We start from the raw sequence: 19,191 nt of genomic DNA, 5'->3' as shown, positions 1-19,191 counted from the left end.
TGTGGGTTTCGCCCCGCATGGTGGCCCTCAGGCCGTTTTGGGCTCCGGTGGCGGCGCGGTGCGCTCGTCGGGGAGTTGAACAACCGTCCGGTCGTCCACCTCAAGTGGGGTTTTCACACCGGTTCTCGGTCTCGACAGCCGTGCCCACCAGCGGGGAGGCCTTATGTGGGCCACGTCCCGAGAACTTTCAGGTTTCTCGACAGGCTTCGTGGGCTTCGGCCGCTCGTCGACCTGCTCAGAGTTCCGCCGCGGCAAAGGAATCTCCGGGCCGCCTTCCGCGAGATCGACTATCTCCGCGAAAGCGTCACCGCGTCTCTCCGCCGGGGTGCGGTCGTCGGGTTCTGGGTTCGGGGCCGGATGCGACAGAGGCACGAGAAGTGCGTTCAGGCGGGCGCCGGTCTCGGGATCGAGGTCGCCGCGCATGTCCCACCGGCCGGTGCGTTTCTGCCGCAACCAGAATTCGCTTCGAGGAGTTTTCGGGGCGGGGTCCTTGGAGCCGTTTCCCTCCGGATCGAGATGGGCGAGCAGGTCGGTTCCGGCGATCGTGACGTCGCGTGGTCTCGCGACGCCCGCAAGATCGACCAGGACCTTCTCGGCATCGAACCGGGCGCTCGCGGTGACGTGCTCTGGCAGCCTCCGCATGACCTTGACGATCCTGTCGATGCCACCCTCGGCCAGTGCGCCGGTGGCGGCCGCGGCTCCGGTCAAAGGCGCGACGGGCGGAGTCGAGGTCCCGTCGCGCGTCCGTCTCGAGTTGAGGGCTAGAGCTCGCCCTGTCACCTTCTGCGCCTCGGCTCGGGGGACCCGGGCCACATGTTCGTAGAAGACGGCGAGCGAGTTGTACCCATAGAGCTCTCGGACACCGCGTGACTCGATTTCGGCCAGGATCTGGCCGACTTCGGCGAAGAGGCGGCGCCCTTCGCGTAGCCGTGTCTGCAACTCGTCGAGAAGCAGCTCGGGGTCACCTTCCGGCAGATTGAGCGGGAAGGTCTTGGAAGTGTTTGTGCTGGTCATCCCTCGATTGTCGGGCCAGAGTCGAACGAATGCACGGTATCGATCGGGTGGATGATGATCACCCTCCGAGGGCGTGAAACTGCACCGATCACTCTTGAGTGGGATGCGTGTCGGTTCGGAAACTCCGTAAGGATGATGCGGGCGGGTCGGGCGCTCGGAGCCGCCCGCCGGGGCTGGCTACGATCGTCGGGTGACTGAACTGCTCGGGCCTGCGGAGATCAGGGCGCTGGCGGCCGAGCTGGACGTACGGCCGACCAAGAAGCTCGGCCAGAACTTCGTGCACGACCCCAACACGGTGCGCCGGATCGTCGACATCTCCGGGGTCGGCGAAGGTGATGTCGTGCTGGAAGTCGGGCCGGGGCTCGGCTCTCTGACGCTCGGACTGCTCGCGACCGGTGCCGAGGTCGTCGCGGTCGAGATCGACCCCGTGCTGGCCGGCCGCTTGCCGGAAACCGTGGCCGAACGAGGCGGGGCGGAAAGGCTTTCGGTCGTCGGAGCGGACGCTCTGCGGATCACGGCGGACGACCTGCCGCAACGTCCGACGGCGCTCGTCGCGAACCTCCCGTACAACGTCGCCGTTCCCGTCGTGCTCCACCTGCTCGCCGAACTGCCGTCGCTGACCAGCGGTCTCGTAATGGTCCAGACCGAGGTCGCGGACCGGATGGCGGCCGGCCCGGGAAGCCGGACCTACGGCGTGCCCAGCGTCAAGCTCGCGTGGTACGGCAAGGCGCGCAAGGTCGCCGCCGTGCCCCGCGCGGTGTTCTGGCCGGTTCCGAATGTGGACTCCGCGCTGGTCGCTTTCGAACGGGGCGACGACGTGGTGTCGTCGGTGAGCCGGGAGCGGTTGTTCGCGGTGGTCGATGCCGCCTTCTCGCAGCGGCGGAAGACTTTGCGCGCGGCATTGGCCTCCTGGGCCGGCTCCGCCGAACGCGCGGGGGAGTTGCTTGAGAAGGCGGGAATCGACCCCAAGACTCGCGGAGAGCAGTTGGACGTTCATCAGTTCGCCCGGATCGCCGCGGCGACCGACTGATCATCGGGCGGCCATGACCGTCTCGCAGGGTGGCATGGCGCCGCGTCAGGGAACGGTTTTCCACCTGTCGCAGGTGTGACCGGGGCCGCCCGGAAGCGAGTTGGTCAAGGTCAGCACGGACGCATAAATCCTCTTCTCGATCTGTACCGGCCTCGCCCCGTCTTAGCAGGCAGCGGCCCTGTTTCGGCGAGAGACCAGCTGCAGTCTTCTCATAATATGGACCGCAGTTCCTGTATGATGGACGCGACCAGACGTGTGATCTGCGCCTACGTGCTTGCTTTCATCCAGTGGGATCGGTTTTACTCAGTGAGCCATCCCGAGCGACTGAGAGACCTGGCTCGCCGAAGTCGCAGCAACCACCCTCCACAGGGCAGGTGCTACCGCCAGGACCGATGGAGGCTGTGCCTAATGAACAGGGTCACCCACCCGCTCCTGCTGACCAGGCGACGTGTAGTCGACGAAGGTCGCCGCACGGTAAGTGCGTGTCGACGCTCAACCGTTACTGCCTGAGTCTTTTCCCTTACCTCTGAAACCCGTCCGCTCTGGACGGGCACTCGGTGACGGTTGGCGCGCTCGAAAGAAGCAGCGCCCCATTTGCATGGAGCCCTTCGTGATCACTGTCGAAAACTTGTCCAAGTCCTTTCCCCTCAACGGAAATCCCGTCGTCGCCCTGCGCGATGTCAGCGTGGACATCCAAGCCGGCTCCCTGTTCGGAGTCGTCGGTCCGGCCGGCTCCGGCAAGTCGACCCTCGCTCGTTGCATCGGGCTTCAGGAGCGTCCTGACCGGGGCGTCGTCCGCCTAGACGGCCTCAACACCGGGACCCTGGACGGACGCCGTCTGCGGGAAATCCGCCGGCAGGTCGGTGTCGTGAGCACCAAGCCGGAGTTGCTCGCCGAGCGCACCATCGCCGGCAATATCGCGTCTCCTCTCGAACAACTCGGCCTCGACGGGCCGCAGCGTCGCAACCGGGTCGGCAACCTGCTCGATCTGGTCGGGCTCACGCCTCGAGCCGGGCAGCGGCCGGGTGAGCTGTCCGAGGGGCAGCTGCGCCGGGTCGCCATCGCCAAGGCGCTGGCCGCTGGACCGTCCGTGCTGCTGGCCGACGACCCGACAGCGGGTGTGCAGCCCGAGGAGTCCGGCGCGGTCCTGACCGTGCTCGACCGTGCGCGTGCCGAACTCGGGGTCACCGTGCTGCTCACCACTCCTGACGCCGGCGTGGTCCGCCGTGTCTGCGACGACGTCGCGTTCCTGGAGGCCGGGGCGATCATCGAACGCGGAACCGTGCTCGACCTGGTCTCGGACCCGAACAGCCGGACCGCGCAGGCGCTGCTGCCCTCGATCGAGACCGGACGGGCACAGGCCTCGAAGTACGATCGCGCGGTGGACGTCGTGCTCGTCGGGTTCGCGTCGGTCGGTGCGCTACTTCCTGAAGCGGCCGGTCGTTTCGACGTCGAGCTCGCCACCATCGGAGGCGGCCTGACCCGGATCGGCGACACGCCCGTCGGCCGATTCCGTCTCGGCGTGCGCGGTGAGCGCGCGGATGCCGCACTCGCCTGGATCGCCGAACGTGGCGGCCACGTGACCCACCCGGTCCGTGGACCGCAGGGCGTCGCTGCTTGATTCCTCCACGAACGGGCCGCTCCGGACGAATTCGTCCAGGGCGGCCCGTTTGCGTCTGACTCGTCCTGTTCTCTTTCTCCTGGTGGCAGCACAAGTGGAGCGGGCACGTAGGCTTGAGGCGTGCTCGCCGTCGTACCGCCCCCAGTCACCGTCAGGGTTCCCGCCAAGGTCAACCTGCACCTGGCGGTCGGTGACGTACGCCCGGACGGCTACCACGAGTTGGTGACCGTGTTCCAGGCGCTTTCACTGACCGACGAGGTGACCGTCGCGGTCACCGAGGACCCCGGCGTCGAGGTCTATGGCGAGGGTGAAGGTTCCGTACCCACAGGGGCCAACAACCTCGCCTGGAAGGCGGCGCAGGCCCTGGCGGCCCACGTCGGCAAGGCGGACGGCGAATCGAAAGTCCGGGTCGTGCTTCGCAAAGGCATCCCGGTAGCGGGCGGGATGGCAGGAGGCAGTGCTGACGCGGCCGCGACCCTGGTGGGGCTCGCGTCGCTGTGGAAGCTCGAGATCTCTCGAGACGAACTGGCGGGTATCGCCGCCAAGCTCGGCAGTGATGTTCCGTTCGCGCTTTACGGCGGGACCGCGTTGGGCACCGGCCGGGGCGAGCAGCTGGTCCCGGTCTTGTCGAGGCATACGTTTCACTGGGTCCTGGCGTTCGACCAGCGTGGTCTTTCGACCCCGCGGGTGTTCGGTGAACTGGACAGGCTGCGGGAAGAGGGCAGCCCGCCGCGGATCGGTTCGCACACCCCGGTGGTCGAGGCACTGGCGTCCGGTGACCCGCGCCAGCTGGCGTTGCTACTCGGCAATGACCTGCAGGCCGCCGCGGTTTCGTTGCGTCCCGGACTGCGCCGGACATTGCGGGCGGGGGTCAACGCGGGTGCGCTCGCCGGCACCGTTTCCGGGTCCGGGCCGACCTGCGCTTTTCTGTGCGCGGATGCCCAGTCGGCCGTCGAGGTCGCCGCGGAGCTGTCCGGTGCGGGTGTCTGTCGCACGGTGCGTGTCGCGCACGGGCCGGTTCCCGGAGCCAGGCTGGTGGGCGGGGACGACGCGCCGCGACCGGCGCCGCCCCGGGTGCACGCGTGAGGGTGTCCGAAATGGACATCGACTAATTCGTTGTGGTGCAAGCTTTTTGGAAAGGATCGGCTGAGGCATGGCCAACTTGGTCAACCTGGAGTCGGTGAGCAAGTCCTTCGGGGTGCGCCCGCTGCTCGACGGTGTTTCGCTCGGTGTCGCGGAGGGGCAGCGCATCGGCGTCGTCGGTCTCAACGGGGGCGGGAAGACGACGCTGCTGGAAGTCCTCGCGGGGATCAGCGAGCCGGACACGGGGCGGGTGAGTCAAGTCCGCGGACTGCGGATGGCCGTGGTCACTCAGCGGACCGAACTCCCCGTCGGCAGTACGGTCGGCGACGTCGTGCTGGAGCGCTACGGCGCGGAGCACGAGTGGGCCGCTGACGCGCGAGTCAGGTCCATTATGGACGGACTGGGGATCACCGCCCTCGGTGTCGAAAAGCCGACGGCGAATCTGTCCGGTGGCGAGCGCCGCCGCGTTGCGTTGGCAGCGGCTCTCACGGGCGAACTGGATCTCGTGGTCCTCGACGAGCCGACCAACCATCTTGACGTCGAAGGTGTGCGCTGGCTCGCGGATCACCTGCTCAACCGCAGGATCGCGGTCGTGGTCGTCACCCACGACCGGTGGTTCCTCGACACTGTCGCGAGTGTGACCTGGGAGGTCACCAACGGTCGCGTCGAGCAGTACGAAGGTGGATACGCGGACTGGATCTTCGCGCGCGCTGAGCGGGCGAGGCTGGCGGCGACAGCCGAGGAAAAGCGCCAGAACCTGGCGCGTAAGGAACTCGCGTGGCTGCGGCGCGGTCCGCAGGCCAGGACCTCGAAGCCGCGTTACCGCGTCGAGGCGGCGGAGGCGCTGATCTCCGACGTGCCGGAGCCGCGCGATTCGGTCGAACTGCAGGCGTTCGCCCGTCGACGGCTGGGGAAGACCGTCCTCGAGGTCGAGGACGCCACCTTGACCGTCGGCGACCGCACCCTGCTCGATCACGTCACTTGGCGGATCGGGCCCGGTGACCGGATCGGACTGGTCGGGGTCAACGGGTCGGGCAAGACGACGCTGCTCAAGCTGCTCGGCGGGGACAAGGATCCCGAGACGGGTCGCCGCATCCAGGGGAAGACGGTCAGCCTCGCCCACCTCCGGCAGGAGCTCGACGACCTGCCTGGTGATCTGCGCGTCCTGCAGGCGATCGAAGAGATCTCAGGCAGGGTCGTGTTCGGCAAGCAGGAACTTTCCGCTTCGCAGCTGGCCGAGAAGCTGGGGTTCCCCGCGTCGAGGCAGTGGACCCCGGTCGAAGACCTTTCCGGTGGTGAACGGCGTCGCCTGCAGCTGTGCCGGCTTCTGATGGCTGAGCCCAACGTGCTGCTGCTCGACGAACCGACGAACGATCTTGACATCGACACTTTGCAGCAGCTGGAAGACCTGCTCGATTCCTGGCCGGGCAGTCTCGTCGTCGTTTCGCACGACCGGTACTTGGTGGAACGCGTTTGCGACACGATCGTCGCCCTGTTCGGGGACGGGCAGGTGACCCATCTGCCGGGCGGGATCGAGGAGTACCTGGATCGGCGTACCAAGAGCCTGGAGAAGGCCGGAGGCGACAGGAAGTCGGGTAACGGGCCGGCTTCCGCGCCCAAGAAGAGCGCCGCGGAACAGCGGGCGGCACAGAAGGAACTGTCCCGCCTCGAGCGCAAGCTCGACCAGCTGCACGCGAAGGAAGAGAAGCTCCATACGGCGCTGCTCGCCGCGGCGACCGATCCGACGAAGCTCATCGAGCTCAATACTGAACTGAAGGCCGTCGAAACGGAGAAGGAGGAGGTCGAGGCCCAATGGCTCGAGACCTCCGAAGCGATCGAGTGAGTTCACTCGACGGCGAGCGGGCGTTCCAGGGCGGACAGTACTGTGACGCGCATGAGTCGGTTCGTGGACACGCTCGTCGCCACCGCGGCGGGACGAGGTCAGCAGCGGGGAATGGTCACCGGGGAGCCCAAGGAGCCGGTTCGGCGTACCTGGGCCGAGATTCACGAGCAGGCCAAACGGGTCGCGGGAGGCCTGGTCACGGCCGGGCTCGAGCCGGGGAAGGCGGTGGCGGTGCTGGCCGCGGCGCCGTCGCTGATCGCGCCGACGGTGCAGGCGGTATGGCTCGCCGGCGGCAGCGTGACGATGCTGCATCAGCCCACCCAGCGCACCGACCTCGCCGAGTGGGCCGAGGACACCGTTCGCGTGCTGCGGATGATCGGATCCGGTCTGGTCCTGCTCGGTGAGCCGTTCGACCAGCTGGCGCCGGTGCTGACCGAGCACGGCATCGCCTTCCAGGTGATCACCGAGCTGCTCGAAGCCGAGCCGCTGGCCGAACCCGTGCCGACGGCCGAGTCCGACACCGCCCTCCTGCAACTCACCAGTGGATCGACGGCCGATCCGAAAGCCGTTCAGATCACCTACGGAAACCTGTACTCGAACGTCAAGGCGATGGTCGATCGCGCCGAGTTCGATTTCGACGTCGACGTGATGGTTTCGTGGCTGCCCACCTTCCACGACATGGGGATGGTCGGCTTCCTGACGGTCCCGATGACGTTCGGCGTCGAGCTGGTCAAGATCACGCCGCTCGAGTTCCTGTCCGGACCGTTGATCTGGCCGCAGCTGATCAGCAAGTACAACGGGACGACCACGGCCGCGCCGAACTTCGCGTACGCGATCGTGGGCAGGCGGATGGCTCGCGTCGACGAAGACGACGCGTACGATCTTTCGAAGCTTCGGATCGCGCTGAACGGCGCTGAGCCGATCGACGAAACCGCCGTGCAGACGTTCATCGAGGCTGGGGCGCGGTTCAAGATGCCCGCCGAATGCGTTTTCCCGGCGTACGGCATGGCGGAAGCGACTCTCGCGGTGTCGTTCGCGCCGCTGTTCACCGGGCTGACCTTGGACATCGTCGAAGCCGACGCGCTCGAAGCGGATAACCGTGCGGTGCCGGTGCCCGAGGACGACCCACGGCGCGGCACCGATGAAGTCCGCTCCTTCGCAATACTCGGGCCGCCGCTCGACGGTCTCGAGGCCGAGATCGTCGACGACGCGGGCACTGTGCTCGGAGAGCGTCAGGTCGGGGAGATCCGCCTGCGCGGCGAGGCCGTGACGCCGGGGTATCTGACCATGGAAGGTCCGCTCGCGACGCAGGACGAGAACGGCTGGCTGCTCACCGGCGACCTCGGTTACCTGGTGGACGGCATGATCGTGATCTGCGGCCGTCGCAAGGACGTCATCATCATGGGCGGCCGGAACCTGTACCCGACCGATATCGAACGGGCGGCGACGTCGGTCGAAGGGGTTCGGGCAGGGAACGCCGTAGCCGTGCGGATCGACGCGGGCAGCCGCCGGGAGCGGTTCGCCGTGGTCGTCGAATCGAAACTCGCCGGGGATCCGGACACCGAGAAGGCGCTGGCGAAGGAGGTCGCGGCCAAGGTACGCGGCGCTGTCGACATGCGGCCCTTCGCGGTTGTGGTGCTTCCGGCGGGAAGCCTGCCCAAGACGCCCTCGGGCAAGGTGAAGCGGGCCGCGACGGCCACTCAGTTCGCGGACAAGATCGCCAAGAACGCGACGACCAGCTGACACGAGAGGGCTGGGCCCGCGAACATCGCGGGCCCAGCCCTCTTGCAGCATCTCCCGTGGGTCAGCGGCGCCGCCAGGGCGGTTTACGGGTGTGGGTGTGTTCCAGCGCCGGAGCGATGTAGTAGCTGGCGGACTGGGAGAGCCCGGCCAGCGTGCCTTCGACATCCCGTAGGAAGGCATCGACCGCTGTCGGGTCGTAGCCTCGTTTCGAGAGCGGTGCTTTGGCGAACGCCACGTTGTGGACGTCCGAAACCGACAGGTCGTCGTCGCCGTCGAGCGTCGCCGCGACCCGCTCGAGGAAGGCGTCGACCGCGGGTTCGTAGTAGCCGCGAGCGCCGATCGGCGCCCGGTCGAACTGCCGGGTTCTGGCCTCGAACGCGGTGACGGGCACTAGCGCTCCCGCAGGAACTCGACGGGACCCCGGTCCGGAACGGCGCGTTCGGCGGTCGTCTGGTCCTCTTCACGCGCGCCGGGCACCGCGAGCACCTGCTGGCCGGTCCGGTGGGCGAGTTGCCCCTCGACCTTGTCGAGGAAATCGTCGACTTCGCGTTCGTCGTAGCCGCGCTTCCCGATCAGCGGACGCGAGAACATGACGTGGTGGACCTCGGCCGCCGTCAGGTCGTCCCGGTCCGAGATCGTGTCCGCGATCCGTTCCAGGAACGCGTCGACCTCGTGCTTGGCGTATCCGCGCCGCCCGATCGGGGCATTCGGGAAAGTGGCGCCGGTGATGTCTTCGGCCGTAAACGACATGAAACTCTCTCCGGTTTCGGTGGGGAATGCGATCTCCGCATTCCGTCCTAACGGGTTTGAGAGTTCCCCGGAAGAGCCCGCGCTATTCCACGACTCGATCAGGGGCGTGGTGAAACGCCTTCGAGTGACGGGTTGTAACGCGCTGCCATGTGAGCGGGTTCACCCAGCGTGGAAGGTGTTCTGAGCTGCGACGAGGCCGGTGCTGATAAGCGCTTCAACTGCGTCCGCGCAACGATCGATCTCGAAAGCGAGTTCTTTGCGTTCGACCGTCGAGAAGTCCTTCAGCACGAAATCCGCCGGATCTTGCCGTCCTGGAGGACGTCCGACGCCGAACCGGACGCGGTAGTAGTCCTTGGTGCCGAGAGATTTGGTGATCGAGCGGAGACCGTTGTGGCCGTTGTCACCGCCGCCCAGTTTCATCTTGAGGGCGCCGAAGTCCACGTCCAGCTCGTCGTGGACGACCACGACACCGGCCGGGGGGATCTTGTAGAACCGGGCCGCGCCCACGACAGGGCCGCCCGAGAGGTTCATGTACGAGCGCGGCTTGGCCAGGACCACTCGTTGCCCGGAGAGTCTGCCTTCGAGGATTTCGGCGCCGCTCTTGTGAGCCTTGAACTTGCCTCCGACGCGGCCGGCGAGTTCGTCGAGCACCATGAAGCCGACGTTATGCCTGTTGCCCGCGTACTGAGGGCCGGGATTGCCGAGGCCGGCGAGCAGGATCTGCTCGCCGGCCCCGGGAAGTACTGCTTCGGTCACACGAGTGACTTTATTCGGCGGCCTCGGCGGGAGTCTCCTCCGCCTCGCCAGCGGCCTCGTCACCCTCGAGCGCGGCCTCGGACGGCGCCTCGTTGACGGCGACGACCAGGGCCTCGGGGTCGGTGACCAGGTTGGCGCCCTTCGGCAGGGTGACCTGTGAAGCGAGGATCTGGGTGCCGGCGGCGACGCCCTCGACCGAGAGCTCGACCTGCTCGGGGATGTGCAGCGCCTCGACCTCGATGGTGAGGGAGTCGAGGTCGGTGGTGACCAGGGTGCCCGGGCCCGCGGTGCCGGTGACGACGACCGGGACGTCGACGGTGACCTTCTCGCCGCGGATGACGACCAGCAGGTCGACGTGCTCGATGTAGTTCTTCAGCGGGTGGACGACGATGGTCTTCGTCAGCGCCAGCTCGCTCTTGCCCTCGAGGTCGAGGGTGATAACGGCGTTGCTGCCGTTCTCACGCACGACGCGGGCGAACTCGAGGGCGGGCAGGGCGTAGTGGCGCGGGTCCGAGCCGTGCCCGTACAGCACCGCGGGGATCTTGCCGGCGCGACGCGTGCGACGCGCGGCACCCTTGCCGAATTCGGTGCGGGGCTCGACGGACAGACGTACCTCGGACACGGTGTAGCACTCCTTCAATTCACCAACATGTACAGCGAAAGCATGCTGAGGTGGGGATGGTTCGGGGCGGTTCTGGTGTTCGGCGGCGAATTCCACAGGCGTGCTCGACCGCGTGTGGCCACTCAAGCCGCCGCGTCGATCACGTCGGGCACCAGGTGCTCACGGAACCCGCCTCGCCGAGACCGGGAAAGTGTAGACCAAGCGGTCGTGCGGGGGTCCCGCCGGGTGGCTCGTTCAGGTGACAAGTCGGTGACAGCTGCTTCGGGAACCCGCGGATGCGGTGGTGCGCGACCCCTTTTCTAAGGTGTGATCTCCTCGCATACGAGACACAGGGGGCGGAATGTCGGCACGACGGTTGAGGATCGGTGCGATCGCCGCCTTGTGCTGCCTCGTGGCCGGTTGTGATGTCGCGATCGACGGGGCGGCGGGGATCTCGCCCGCCGAGCAGCAGCGGGTGGATCGGCGCAATGAGCAGCGAGGCGCCGTCGAAAGTGCGCTGAAGGCCCTGGAACAGGCTCCAGCGGTCGTCTACAAGTCGACAATCAAGGATGCTTCGGGCAAGCCGGCCGAACTGCAGTTCCGGATCACCCGCAACGGCAGTGCGCAAGGCGCGCTGCCGGTCGACGGCCAGACCATCCAGGTCGTCTCGGCCGACAAGCAGCTGTACCTCTCGGCGACGCCGGAGTACTGGAAGGCGCACGGGCTCGGCAACAGCGACCAGTACGGCACCAACTGGGTCCGCACCGACAGTTCCGATCTGCCGGTGAACGCCGTCGAGGTGCTCAACCCGCGCAAGGCCGCGTCGACACTCCGGACCGCGGTGTCCGCGATGAACCGGCTGACCGATCCGGTTCGGTCCAAGTTGCCCGACGGGACCGAGGTCTACGACGTCGGGAGCGGGCTCGGGACGCTAAGGGTGACCACCGCGGCGCCGCACCGCGTGATCAGTTTCGCGCCTTCCCTCATCGACGGGGCGGGCGGCAAGACGCTCGGTGCCGAGATGCGGGTCGAGCCGCTCACCGGGGACGCGCTCAAGAAGCTCCAGACCGATCTGGACGGCGCTGTCGGCGGGGTCGGGCAGCCGTTCGACGCGCTCATCCAGGTCAGCGTCAGCGTGGTCGACGACAAACTGGACTGCACGGACTTCGTCGGGACCTGCCGGGCGACCATCGACGTGGCCAACACCGTCATCGGCGGCGCGAGCGGAACGCCAGTGCACCTGACGCTGACCGTCGAATTCACCGCCCAGTCACTCGGCGCGCAGACCTGCACGGCGGACGCCAACGCGGCGCCGGACACGACGACGAGCATGTCCTGCGAGGTCAAGTTCAAGCTGCCGAATCGGAACGCCAGCTATCAGGTGCAGGCGAAGCCGACGCCCCGCGGCGAGGTCCGGGTTCCGGTCGACGTGAACGGCGTGCGCGAAAAGCTCAAGTCCGAGTTCGCCACGCTGGGTGGCTGACCTGCACACTCACCCACGGGTGTGTTACATACGTTGAAGTAGTCGATCACACGTTCTTAGCATCGGCGTTGTCGCCGATGAAAAGGGAGAACGTGATGGCGAAGTTGGTTGTGTTCGGTGGGACCGGGTACGCGGGCGGGAAGATCACCGCGGAAGCGCGCGGCCGCGGCCACGAGGTCGTGGCGGTGTCGAGGAACGCCGAAGGCGAGGGAGCCCGTGCGGGGTCGCTGTACGACGAGGCCTTCCTCGCTGACGTCGCCAAGGGTGCCGACGTCCTGGTGATCGCGGTTCACGGGCAGGGCGGTCTGCTCGATGCGGTGCCCTCGATCGCTCAGGTCGCGAAGGACAACGGCGCGCGGATCGGTGTGGTCGGCGGGGCCGGCAGCCTGCACGTGGCCGAGGGCGGCCCGCGGCTGATCGACACCCCCGAGTTCCCGGACGAGTACAAGGGCGAAGCGGGGGCGCACGCCGAGGTGCTGGAAGCGTTCCGGAAGCTCCCCGAGGACATCGACTGGTTCTACGTCAGCCCGGCCGCCGAGTTCGGCGCGTGGGCCGAGGGTGAGCGGACCGGTGACTTCAGGCTCGGCGGTGACGTGCTCCTGACGGACGAAAACGGTGGGTCGAAGATCAGCGGCGCCGACTACGCGATCGCGTTCGTCGACGAGATCGACAAGCCGGAGCGCCGCCGCCAGCGTTTCTGCGTCGCTTACTGACCGGACAGTTCCTTCACGACCGGAGCGAACGTTTCCAGCATCGGCTGGAACACCGTGATGTAGGAGAAGCCGTACCGTTCGCGGCGTTCCTCGAGCTGCCGGACGATCTCGTCGACGGTCCCGAACAGCAATTGCGGAGTTTCGAGCAGGGTCTCGACGTCGAGGCCGTCCTGGTCTTGAACCTCTTCGCGCCAGGACTCGGCGGCCGCGCGTCGGTCTTCCGTGACGACGACCTGCTGGACGAGCATGTTCAGTTCGGGATCCCGGCCGTTCGCGTGCGAGCGGAAGAAGGCGACGCGTTCGTCCATGCGCTCGGCGTCGTCGAGCTGGAAGGTGCCCGGCGGCTTCCCCGGTGCTTGACGAAGGCCCGCGAAGCCGGCGATGTCGGCTTCGCGGGCGGCGAGGGAGAGTACGCCGTCGCTGTTGCCCGCGATGAGCAGCGGAGGGGGCGTGATCCCTTCGTCATCGAAGTGTCCGCGCAGGTGGTCAAGGCTCTTGGCCAGATGCGCGATGCGCTCCTTGGCCGGGGTCCACGGCAGGCCGGCGTCGTCGAATTCCGATTTCATGTGCCCGGAGCCGAGGCCGAGGTCCAGCCGGTCGCCCGTCATCTTCGCCGTCGTGGCGACTTCGCGCGCGAAGAGCGCGAGGTTGTAGAAGGGCACGTTGGAGACGAGAGTGCCGACACGTGGTCGCTGGGTCACCGCGGCGGCCATGGTCAGGGCCGGAAAGGGCGCGTTCCGTCCTGGGCCGAGGTGGTCGGGCACGGAGATGACGTCGAATCCGAGGGCCTCGGCGCGGAGGCATTTCGCGACCCAGTCCGCGCGGTCCTCGGCACCCCACAGGTTCACACCGAACTTGAATTTGCCCATGAACGGAAACTTAGCCACGCCCGGCGGCCCGGCGCTCGGTGTTTCGCGAGGAGCCGAAAACGCAGCAAGGGACCTTTGCTCTCACGCACCGGTGAGAGCAAAGGTCCCTTGCTTCGCTGAGATCAGGCGTTGCCGTCGAAGAGGGACGTGACCGACCCGTCTTCGAAGACCTGCTGGATCGCCTGCGCCAGCAGCGGCGCGATGGACAGCACGGTCAGGCCCGGGAACCGCTTCTCCTCGGGGATCGGCAGCGTGTTGGTGACGATCACCTCGCGCGCCTTGCAGTTCGACAGCCGCTCGGTGGCGGGGTCGGACAGGATGCCGTGGGTCGAGGCGATGACGACGTCGGACGCGCCTTCATCGAGCAGGGCTTCAGTGGCCTTCACGATCGTGCCGCCGGTGTCGATCATGTCGTCGATCAGCACGCACAGCTGACCGCGGACCTTGCCGACGACGCGGTTGGCGACGGCCTGGTTCGGCTTGTCGGGGTCGCGGGTCTTGTGGATGAAGGCGATCGGCCGGTCACCCAGCTGGGCCGCCCACTTCTCCGCGAGCCGCACCCGGCCCGAGTCCGGGGAGACGACGGTGATGTTCTCGTCCTGGTAGGTCTTGTTGATGTGCGCGGCCAGCACGTTCTGCGCGAGCAGGTGGTCGACCGGGCCGTCGAAGAAGCCCTGGATCTGCGCGGTGTGCAGGTCGACCGTCATGATCCGGTCGGCGCCGGCGGTCTTGAACAGGTCCGCGATCAGGCGCGCGGAGATCGGCTCGCGGCCCTTGTGCTTCTTGTCCTGCCGCGCGTAGGGGTAGAACGGCATGATCACGGTGATCCGCTTGGCGCTCGCCCGCTTGAGGGCGTCCACCATGATCAGCTGCTCCATCACCCACTCGTTGATGGGCGCCGGGTGGCTCTGGATCACGAACGCGTCGGTCCCGCGCACCGATTCGTTGAACCGGACGAAGATCTCGCCGTTGGCGAAGTTGTGCGCGGTCTGCGGGACGACCGTCACGTTGAGGTGTTTGGCCACCTCTTCGGCGAGCTCCGGGTGTGCGCGCCCGGAGAAGAGCATCAGGTTCTTCTTCGGTGTGCCGGACTTCGAACTCATGCTGGCGACTCCCCGTCGTTTCCCTTATTTGAATCGGACACGGCGGTGGTGTCCTGCTTCGCGGCGGAAGCTGCTTCCGCCGCGGGTGTGCCCGGCCTGCGCCGGGTCACCCAGTCTTCGATGTTGCGCTGCGGCCCGGTGGACACGGCGAGCGCGCCCGGGGGCACGTCTTGCCTGATCACGGTGCCCGCCCCACTGTAGGCGCCATCGCCGATGGTCACCGGGGCGACGAACGTGTTGTCCGCGCCGAGCCGTACATGGGAGCCGATCGTGGTGTGGTGCTTGTTCACGCCGTCGTAATTGACGAAAACGCTGGAACACCCGATGTTGCTGTTCTCGCCGATGGTCGCGTCGCCGACGTAGGTAAGGTGCGGAACCTTCGTCCCGGCGCCGATGTCCGCGTTCTTCGTCTCGACGAAAGCGCCGAGTTTGCCCTTGATCCCCAGCTTGGTGCCGGGACGCAGGTAGGTGAACGGGCCGACCTTCACGCCGTCGCCCAATTCCGAATCGGAACCGTGCGTCCGCACCACCGACGCGTCCGCGCCGACGGAGACGTTCTCCAGGGTGCTGTCCGGGCCGATCCGCGCGCCCTCGCCGACCGAAGTCGAACCCTTCAACTGCACACCGGGCTCGATGACGACGTCGCGCGACAAGGTCACGCCCGCGTCGATCCAGGTGTTCGACGGGTCGACGACGGTGACGCCCGCCCGCTGCCAGCCGCGGACGATCCGGCGGTTCAGCTCAGCGCCGAGGACGGAGAGCTGCACGCGGTCGTTGACGCCTTCGGTCACCCACGGGTCGTCGATCACCAGCGCGCCGACGCCCTTGCCGTCGCCGCGGGCGATGCCGAGGACGTCGGTGAGGTAGAGCTCGCCTTGCGCGTTGTCGGTCGAAAGCTTCGAAAGCCCGTCGACGAGGACCGAAGCGTCGAACGCGTAGACGCCGGAGTTGATTTCGGCGATTTCGTGCTGCTCGGGGGTGGCGTCCTTCTGCTCGACGATCGAGGTGACGACGCCGTTCCCGTCGCGGATGATCCGGCCGTACCCGGTCGGGTTCTCGACGACCGCGGTGAGCACGGTGACCGCGTTTCCGGTGGACGTGTGCTCGGCGACCAGGGAAGCGAGCGTTTCGGTGTCGAGCAGCGGGACGTCGCCGTAGCTGACGACGACGGTGCCCGTCAGCCCGCCCGGCAGCGCCGAGAGCGCGCACGAGACGGCGTGCCCGGTGCCCTTCTGCTCCTCCTGGACCGCCGTGACGACCTCGCGGCCGAGCGCCTCGCCGACCTTCGCCAGCTGAGCGCCGACCGAGTCACGACCGTGGCCGATGACCACGACCAGGTGTTCCGGGCTCAGTCCCGCGGCGGCCCGCACGGCGTGCTCGACCAGAGAGCGGCCGGCGATCGGGTGCAGCACCTTCGGGGTGGACGAGCGCATACGGGTGCCCTCACCCGCGGCGAGGATCAACGTGCTCAGCGGGCCGGTCACGGCACTCCCAACATTTCACCAACGGTGGTTGTCGGGCATTGATCCTACGTGGGCTGCTCGGCGTCCCACGCGGGGTCGGTCGGAGCATCCTCACCGGGCCATCCGGTGACCGGATCGATGGCCATCGAGTTCACCGACGAAACCTGGTTCCCGCCGCCACGTTTCGCCTGGTACATGGCCGCGTCGGCGCGTGCCAGGACCTGTTCCGCGCGCTCCTGCGGGCGGAGCGAGACAAGGCCGACGGAGAGGGTGACACCGTGCGAAAGGTGGTGCGGCAGAGATGCGACGGCATTCACAGAACGACCCAGCGCCTGCTTCGCCGCGGACGCCGGAGCCCCAGGTAGAAGCACGATGAACTCGTCTCCGCCGTATCGCGCGACGACGTCGTCGCCGCGCAGGGCGTCGCGCAGCGTGCTCGCGATGACACGGAGCACGTTGTCACCCTCGGCGTGCGACTGCTTGTCGTTGACGTCCTTGAAACCGTCGAGGTCGACCAGCGCGACCGCGAGCGGCTGGGCGTCCGCGGACGACGCCAGCGAACGCAGCTTTTCGTCGAGCGCGCGCCGGTTCGGCAGTCCGGTGAGCGGGTCCTGCAGGGCCTGCTGGGTGATCGCGCCGTGTTCGGCGGACAGCCGTTCGTGCTCCCGGCGCGCGTTGAGCGTGGCGATCTGCGATTCCCGCAGCGACCACATCTCCGTTTCCAGGATGGTCGCGTAGTCGATCAACGACTGGCTCGCGCCGGACGCGTAATCCGGGGTGGTGTCGAGCCTGGCCAGCTCGCGGGCGAGGTTCAACCGCATCGACGGCAGCGAGCTTTCCTCGTTGTCCTCGCGAACCTCTTTGAGGATCTGCAGCGCGTCCTCGCGGCGGGCGGCGTTGTCCAGGCAGCGGGCCAGCGCGATGGCGATGATCTCGCGTTCGTGCGGGAACACCAGTTCCGGATGCAGCAGCGAGTCCAGCCGCTCGATGTGGGACGAATCGGGCGACGCCAGCGCGGCCGCCGCGGCGAGCACGCCGACCTGGTCGATCGCGGGCACCCCGGCCTTGCGCGGGAACAGCGACTCGGTGAACGGGCCTTCGGCGGCCTGCGCCATCGACGCCGCGGTGCGGAACTTGTCCGCCCCCTCGTCGTACCGCTCGATGCGTTCGAGCCGCAGGCCCCAGCCGAGCAGCATCTTGACCCGGTTGATCAGCTGGAGCGCGATCTCGTGCGGGCTCGCGCTGTCACGGATCGCTTGCGCGGCGCGGGCGATGGCCTCCTCGGCCGCCTCGTAGACGCCCAGCTGGTTCAGCACCAGCCAGCAGTCCACCAGCGTCGTGGACAGCATCCGATCCCAGTTGCGCCTGCCGACCTGGCGGTCCGGGACCGCGGAGTCGTCGAGGATGGCCAGCGCCCTGGCGATTTCGGTGAGGGCGGCGTCCTCTTGTTTGGCGATGACCAGGCGGCGGCCGCGCATGGCGTGCGCGTCGGCCCGCATCAGCGCGAGACCGTGCCGTCTGGTGTGCGCGAGCATCTCGTCGAGCCTGGGTTCGGCCTCGGCGGCGAGACCGCGGGTGACCAGCCTCGCCATCGCGGAATAGCGCAGCAATTGGGCGACCAACAGTGGTTCGCCTCGGCGCTGCGTCTCGTCGAGGAGTTCGTCGAGACTGGTGATGATGTCCAGCTGCTCGGCGAAGCTGACGCGCTGTATGGCCGCGCCGAGTTCGCGCGCGCGACCGTAGAGCCAGGCGTCGGACATCTCCGCAAGCGCCGGCCGCCTGCTACTGGTCGTCGCGTCCTCGGTCAGCCGCACACACCCCCACCGTTGAAAACGCCGCTGGTCATCTGTTCGTCTGCTCCGCCGCCAGGATTCGAACCTGAACTGTCAGAACCAAAATCTGAAGTGCTGCCGATTACACTACGGCGGATCGATCCTGGTCAGGATAGCCATGCCGGAGACGTCCACGTGCGCCCGGGGGTTGCCTCACGGTCGCGGGCACTCCACAGGGGACGAAACCTCCTGTACCGTAACTTACGGCATCGTAGGTAAGGTCACCCTTAGGGAAACCCTCAAGGGTCGCGCGTAGAAAAGAAGTGACTGCATGACGGCTACCCTCGACCGTTCCCAGAAGCCCGCGAAGGGCCCCAAGCCGGTAATCGAAGGTCAGCGATCGGGCGGCGTGCAGCTCTCGGTCTACCTCGGGGTCGTCTTCCCGCTCGCCGCGTTGCTCGTGGCCGTCCCGTTCGCCTGGGGCTGGGGACTGACCTGGGTCGACGTCGCTCTGTTCGTCGTCTTCTACGCGATCAGCGGCCTCGGTATCACCGTCTCCTATCACCGCTACTTCACGCACGGCTCGTTCAAGGCCAAGCCGTGGCTGCGCGTCGCGATGGCGATCGCCGGCAGCATGGCCGTCCAGGGCCCCGTGATCACCTGGGTCGCCGACCACCGCCGTCACCACGCGTTCTCCGACCGCGACGGCGACCCGCATTCGCCGTGGCTGTTCGGCACCACGCCGCTCGCCATCGCCAAGGGTTTCTGGCACGCGCACATGGGCTGGCTGTTCGAGCGCGACCAGACCAACGCGGAGCGTTTCGCGCCGGATCTGGTGAAGGACCCGGCCATCAAGAAGGTCGACGACCTGTTCTGGCTGTGGAGCCTGCTCACGCTGGTCATGCCCGCGGTGCTCGGCGGACTGATCACCTGGTCGTTCTGGGGCGCGGTGACCGCGTTCTTCTGGGCCGGTCTGGTGCGTGTCTGCGTGCTGCACCACGTGACCTGGTCGGTCAACTCGGTCTGCCACATGATCGGCGAGCGCCCGTTCGCCGCCCGCGACAAGTCGGCCAACTTCTGGCCGCTGGCGATCTTCTCGTTCGGCGAGTCTTGGCACAACCTGCACCACGCGGATCCGACCTCGGCCCGGCACGGCGTGCAGCGCGGCCAGATCGACATTTCCGCGCGTCTCATTTGGATCTTCGAGAAGTTCGGCTGGGCCCACGACGTGCGCTGGCCGACCCCGCAGCGCCTCGCGCGCATCGCCGCCGAAAGCAAATAGCGAGGTCACGTTAGTCTTCTTCAATGGCGGGGAGACGGCGAACCAAACGTGAAGCGGTCACCGGA

Annotated in this window: 17 protein-coding genes, 1 tRNA gene and 1 riboswitch; of the genes, 8 read left to right on the top strand and 10 right to left on the bottom strand. The window is 67.4% G+C overall.

From position 1 onward, the window contains the following. Window positions 1-27 precede the first annotated feature (27 nt). Window positions 28-1,014, bottom strand: coding sequence for a DUF222 domain-containing protein (locus HDA45_RS14975; RefSeq protein ID WP_184895705.1), 987 nt, complete (start codon window positions 1,012-1,014; stop codon window positions 28-30). Between the two features lie 190 nt (window positions 1,015-1,204). Between HDA45_RS14975 and rsmA the strand changes: the two genes are divergently transcribed. From rsmA to HDA45_RS14950, 5 genes are all read left to right on the top strand, one after another. Further along, window positions 1,205-2,044, top strand: a complete 840-nt coding sequence (gene rsmA / locus HDA45_RS14970; protein WP_184895703.1) for a 16S rRNA (adenine(1518)-N(6)/adenine(1519)-N(6))-dimethyltransferase RsmA — start codon at window positions 1,205-1,207, stop codon at window positions 2,042-2,044. Between the two features lie 308 nt (window positions 2,045-2,352). Further along, window positions 2,353-2,443, top strand: a riboswitch (SAM riboswitch). Between the two features lie 211 nt (window positions 2,444-2,654). Further along, the gene (locus HDA45_RS14965) at window positions 2,655-3,665 is read left to right on the top strand and encodes an ATP-binding cassette domain-containing protein (RefSeq protein ID WP_184895702.1); all 1,011 of its coding nucleotides are present in this window, start codon (window positions 2,655-2,657) and stop codon (window positions 3,663-3,665) included. Between the two features lie 120 nt (window positions 3,666-3,785). Continuing rightward, the gene (locus HDA45_RS14960; protein ID WP_184895694.1) at window positions 3,786-4,751 is read left to right on the top strand and encodes a 4-(cytidine 5'-diphospho)-2-C-methyl-D-erythritol kinase; all 966 of its coding nucleotides are present in this window, start codon (window positions 3,786-3,788) and stop codon (window positions 4,749-4,751) included. 67 nt (window positions 4,752-4,818) lie between these two features. After that, complete coding sequence (locus HDA45_RS14955) at window positions 4,819-6,591, top strand: ABC-F family ATP-binding cassette domain-containing protein (protein ID WP_184895692.1); 1,773 nt, start codon at window positions 4,819-4,821, stop codon at window positions 6,589-6,591. Between the two features lie 51 nt (window positions 6,592-6,642). After that, window positions 6,643-8,334 (top strand): fatty acyl-AMP ligase, encoded by a 1,692-nt coding sequence (locus tag HDA45_RS14950; RefSeq protein ID WP_184895690.1) that lies wholly within the window; start codon window positions 6,643-6,645, stop codon window positions 8,332-8,334. Between the two features lie 61 nt (window positions 8,335-8,395). On the opposite strand, the gene HDA45_RS14945 is transcribed toward HDA45_RS14950, so the two are convergent. The 4 genes from HDA45_RS14945 to HDA45_RS14930 form a co-directional block, all read right to left on the bottom strand. Next, the gene (locus HDA45_RS14945; protein ID WP_184895687.1) at window positions 8,396-8,725 is read right to left on the bottom strand and encodes a DivIVA domain-containing protein; all 330 of its coding nucleotides are present in this window, start codon (window positions 8,723-8,725) and stop codon (window positions 8,396-8,398) included. Further along, complete coding sequence (locus HDA45_RS14940) at window positions 8,725-9,084, bottom strand: DivIVA domain-containing protein (protein WP_184895685.1); 360 nt, start codon at window positions 9,082-9,084, stop codon at window positions 8,725-8,727. The genes HDA45_RS14945 and HDA45_RS14940 overlap by 1 nt, the downstream gene beginning before the upstream one ends. Window positions 9,085-9,243: 159 nt before the next feature. Next, window positions 9,244-9,840, bottom strand: coding sequence for an aminoacyl-tRNA hydrolase (pth, locus tag HDA45_RS14935; RefSeq protein ID WP_184895683.1), 597 nt, complete (start codon window positions 9,838-9,840; stop codon window positions 9,244-9,246). 10 nt (window positions 9,841-9,850) lie between these two features. Further along, entirely contained in the window at window positions 9,851-10,462 is a 612-nt protein-coding gene (locus HDA45_RS14930) for a 50S ribosomal protein L25/general stress protein Ctc (protein WP_184895681.1), read from the bottom strand. Between the two features lie 340 nt (window positions 10,463-10,802). Between HDA45_RS14930 and HDA45_RS14925 the strand changes: the two genes are divergently transcribed. Both HDA45_RS14925 and HDA45_RS14920 read left to right on the top strand, forming a co-directional pair. Beyond that, the gene (locus tag HDA45_RS14925) at window positions 10,803-11,924 is read left to right on the top strand and encodes a hypothetical protein (protein WP_184895679.1); all 1,122 of its coding nucleotides are present in this window, start codon (window positions 10,803-10,805) and stop codon (window positions 11,922-11,924) included. A 95-nt stretch (window positions 11,925-12,019) separates the two neighbouring features. Further along, window positions 12,020-12,637: an NAD(P)-dependent oxidoreductase gene (locus HDA45_RS14920; protein ID WP_184895677.1), complete on the top strand. Its 618-nt coding sequence runs from the start codon at window positions 12,020-12,022 to the stop codon at window positions 12,635-12,637. Here the strand turns inward: HDA45_RS14920 and HDA45_RS14915 are convergent. The 5 genes from HDA45_RS14915 to HDA45_RS14895 all read right to left on the bottom strand — a co-directional run bounded on the left by HDA45_RS14915 (window position 12,631) and on the right by HDA45_RS14895 (window position 18,001). Beyond that, window positions 12,631-13,506 (bottom strand): TIGR03621 family F420-dependent LLM class oxidoreductase, encoded by an 876-nt coding sequence (locus tag HDA45_RS14915; protein WP_184895675.1) that lies wholly within the window; start codon window positions 13,504-13,506, stop codon window positions 12,631-12,633. The two genes, HDA45_RS14920 and HDA45_RS14915, sit on opposite strands and share 7 nt — an antisense overlap. A 122-nt stretch (window positions 13,507-13,628) precedes the next feature. Then, complete coding sequence (locus HDA45_RS14910) at window positions 13,629-14,609, bottom strand: ribose-phosphate diphosphokinase (protein WP_101610618.1); 981 nt, start codon at window positions 14,607-14,609, stop codon at window positions 13,629-13,631. Next, window positions 14,606-16,093 carry a bifunctional UDP-N-acetylglucosamine diphosphorylase/glucosamine-1-phosphate N-acetyltransferase GlmU gene (gene glmU, locus HDA45_RS14905; protein WP_184895673.1) on the bottom strand — a complete coding sequence of 496 codons (1,488 nt, stop codon included), beginning with the start codon at window positions 16,091-16,093 and terminating at the stop codon, window positions 14,606-14,608. The genes HDA45_RS14910 and glmU overlap by 4 nt, the downstream gene beginning before the upstream one ends. A 44-nt stretch (window positions 16,094-16,137) precedes the next feature. Beyond that, a complete protein-coding gene (locus HDA45_RS14900) occupies window positions 16,138-17,886 on the bottom strand; it encodes a diguanylate cyclase domain-containing protein (protein ID WP_184895671.1) in 1,749 nt (582 codons plus the stop codon). 43 nt (window positions 17,887-17,929) lie between these two features. Continuing rightward, window positions 17,930-18,001: transfer RNA gene (locus tag HDA45_RS14895), tRNA-Gln, on the bottom strand. A 174-nt stretch (window positions 18,002-18,175) separates the two neighbouring features. Here HDA45_RS14895 and HDA45_RS14890 point away from each other — a divergent pair. Beyond that, window positions 18,176-19,126: an acyl-CoA desaturase gene (locus tag HDA45_RS14890; RefSeq protein WP_184895669.1), complete on the top strand. Its 951-nt coding sequence runs from the start codon at window positions 18,176-18,178 to the stop codon at window positions 19,124-19,126. The last annotated feature ends 65 nt before the right edge of the window (window positions 19,127-19,191 follow it).

Origin of the sequence: Amycolatopsis umgeniensis (assembly GCF_014205155.1) — a bacterium.
GTDB lineage: Bacteria > Actinomycetota > Actinomycetes > Mycobacteriales > Pseudonocardiaceae > Amycolatopsis > Amycolatopsis umgeniensis.
The sequence above is the reverse complement of the archived record's forward strand: the minus strand, read 5'-3'. Positions and strand labels throughout refer to the sequence as shown.

What these genes read in the sequence shown, in the direction of transcription:
- HDA45_RS14920 (WP_184895677.1), top strand. Translation starts at nt 12,020, where the DNA reads ATGGCGAAGTTGGTTGTGTTCGGTGGGACCGGGTACGCGGGCGGGAAG.
- HDA45_RS14925 (WP_184895679.1), top strand. Translation starts at nt 10,803, where the DNA reads ATGTCGGCACGACGGTTGAGGATCGGTGCGATCGCCGCCTTGTGCTGC.
- HDA45_RS14940 (WP_184895685.1), bottom strand. Translation starts at nt 9,084, where the DNA reads ATGTCGTTTACGGCCGAAGACATCACCGGCGCCACTTTCCCGAATGCC.
- HDA45_RS14915 (WP_184895675.1), bottom strand. Translation starts at nt 13,506, where the DNA reads ATGGGCAAATTCAAGTTCGGTGTGAACCTGTGGGGTGCCGAGGACCGC.
- HDA45_RS14890 (WP_184895669.1), top strand. Translation starts at nt 18,176, where the DNA reads ATGACGGCTACCCTCGACCGTTCCCAGAAGCCCGCGAAGGGCCCCAAG.
- HDA45_RS14955 (WP_184895692.1), top strand. Translation starts at nt 4,819, where the DNA reads ATGGCCAACTTGGTCAACCTGGAGTCGGTGAGCAAGTCCTTCGGGGTG.
- HDA45_RS14950 (WP_184895690.1), top strand. Translation starts at nt 6,643, where the DNA reads ATGAGTCGGTTCGTGGACACGCTCGTCGCCACCGCGGCGGGACGAGGT.
- HDA45_RS14910 (WP_101610618.1), bottom strand. Translation starts at nt 14,609, where the DNA reads ATGAGTTCGAAGTCCGGCACACCGAAGAAGAACCTGATGCTCTTCTCC.
- HDA45_RS14975 (WP_184895705.1), bottom strand. Translation starts at nt 1,014, where the DNA reads ATGACCAGCACAAACACTTCCAAGACCTTCCCGCTCAATCTGCCGGAA.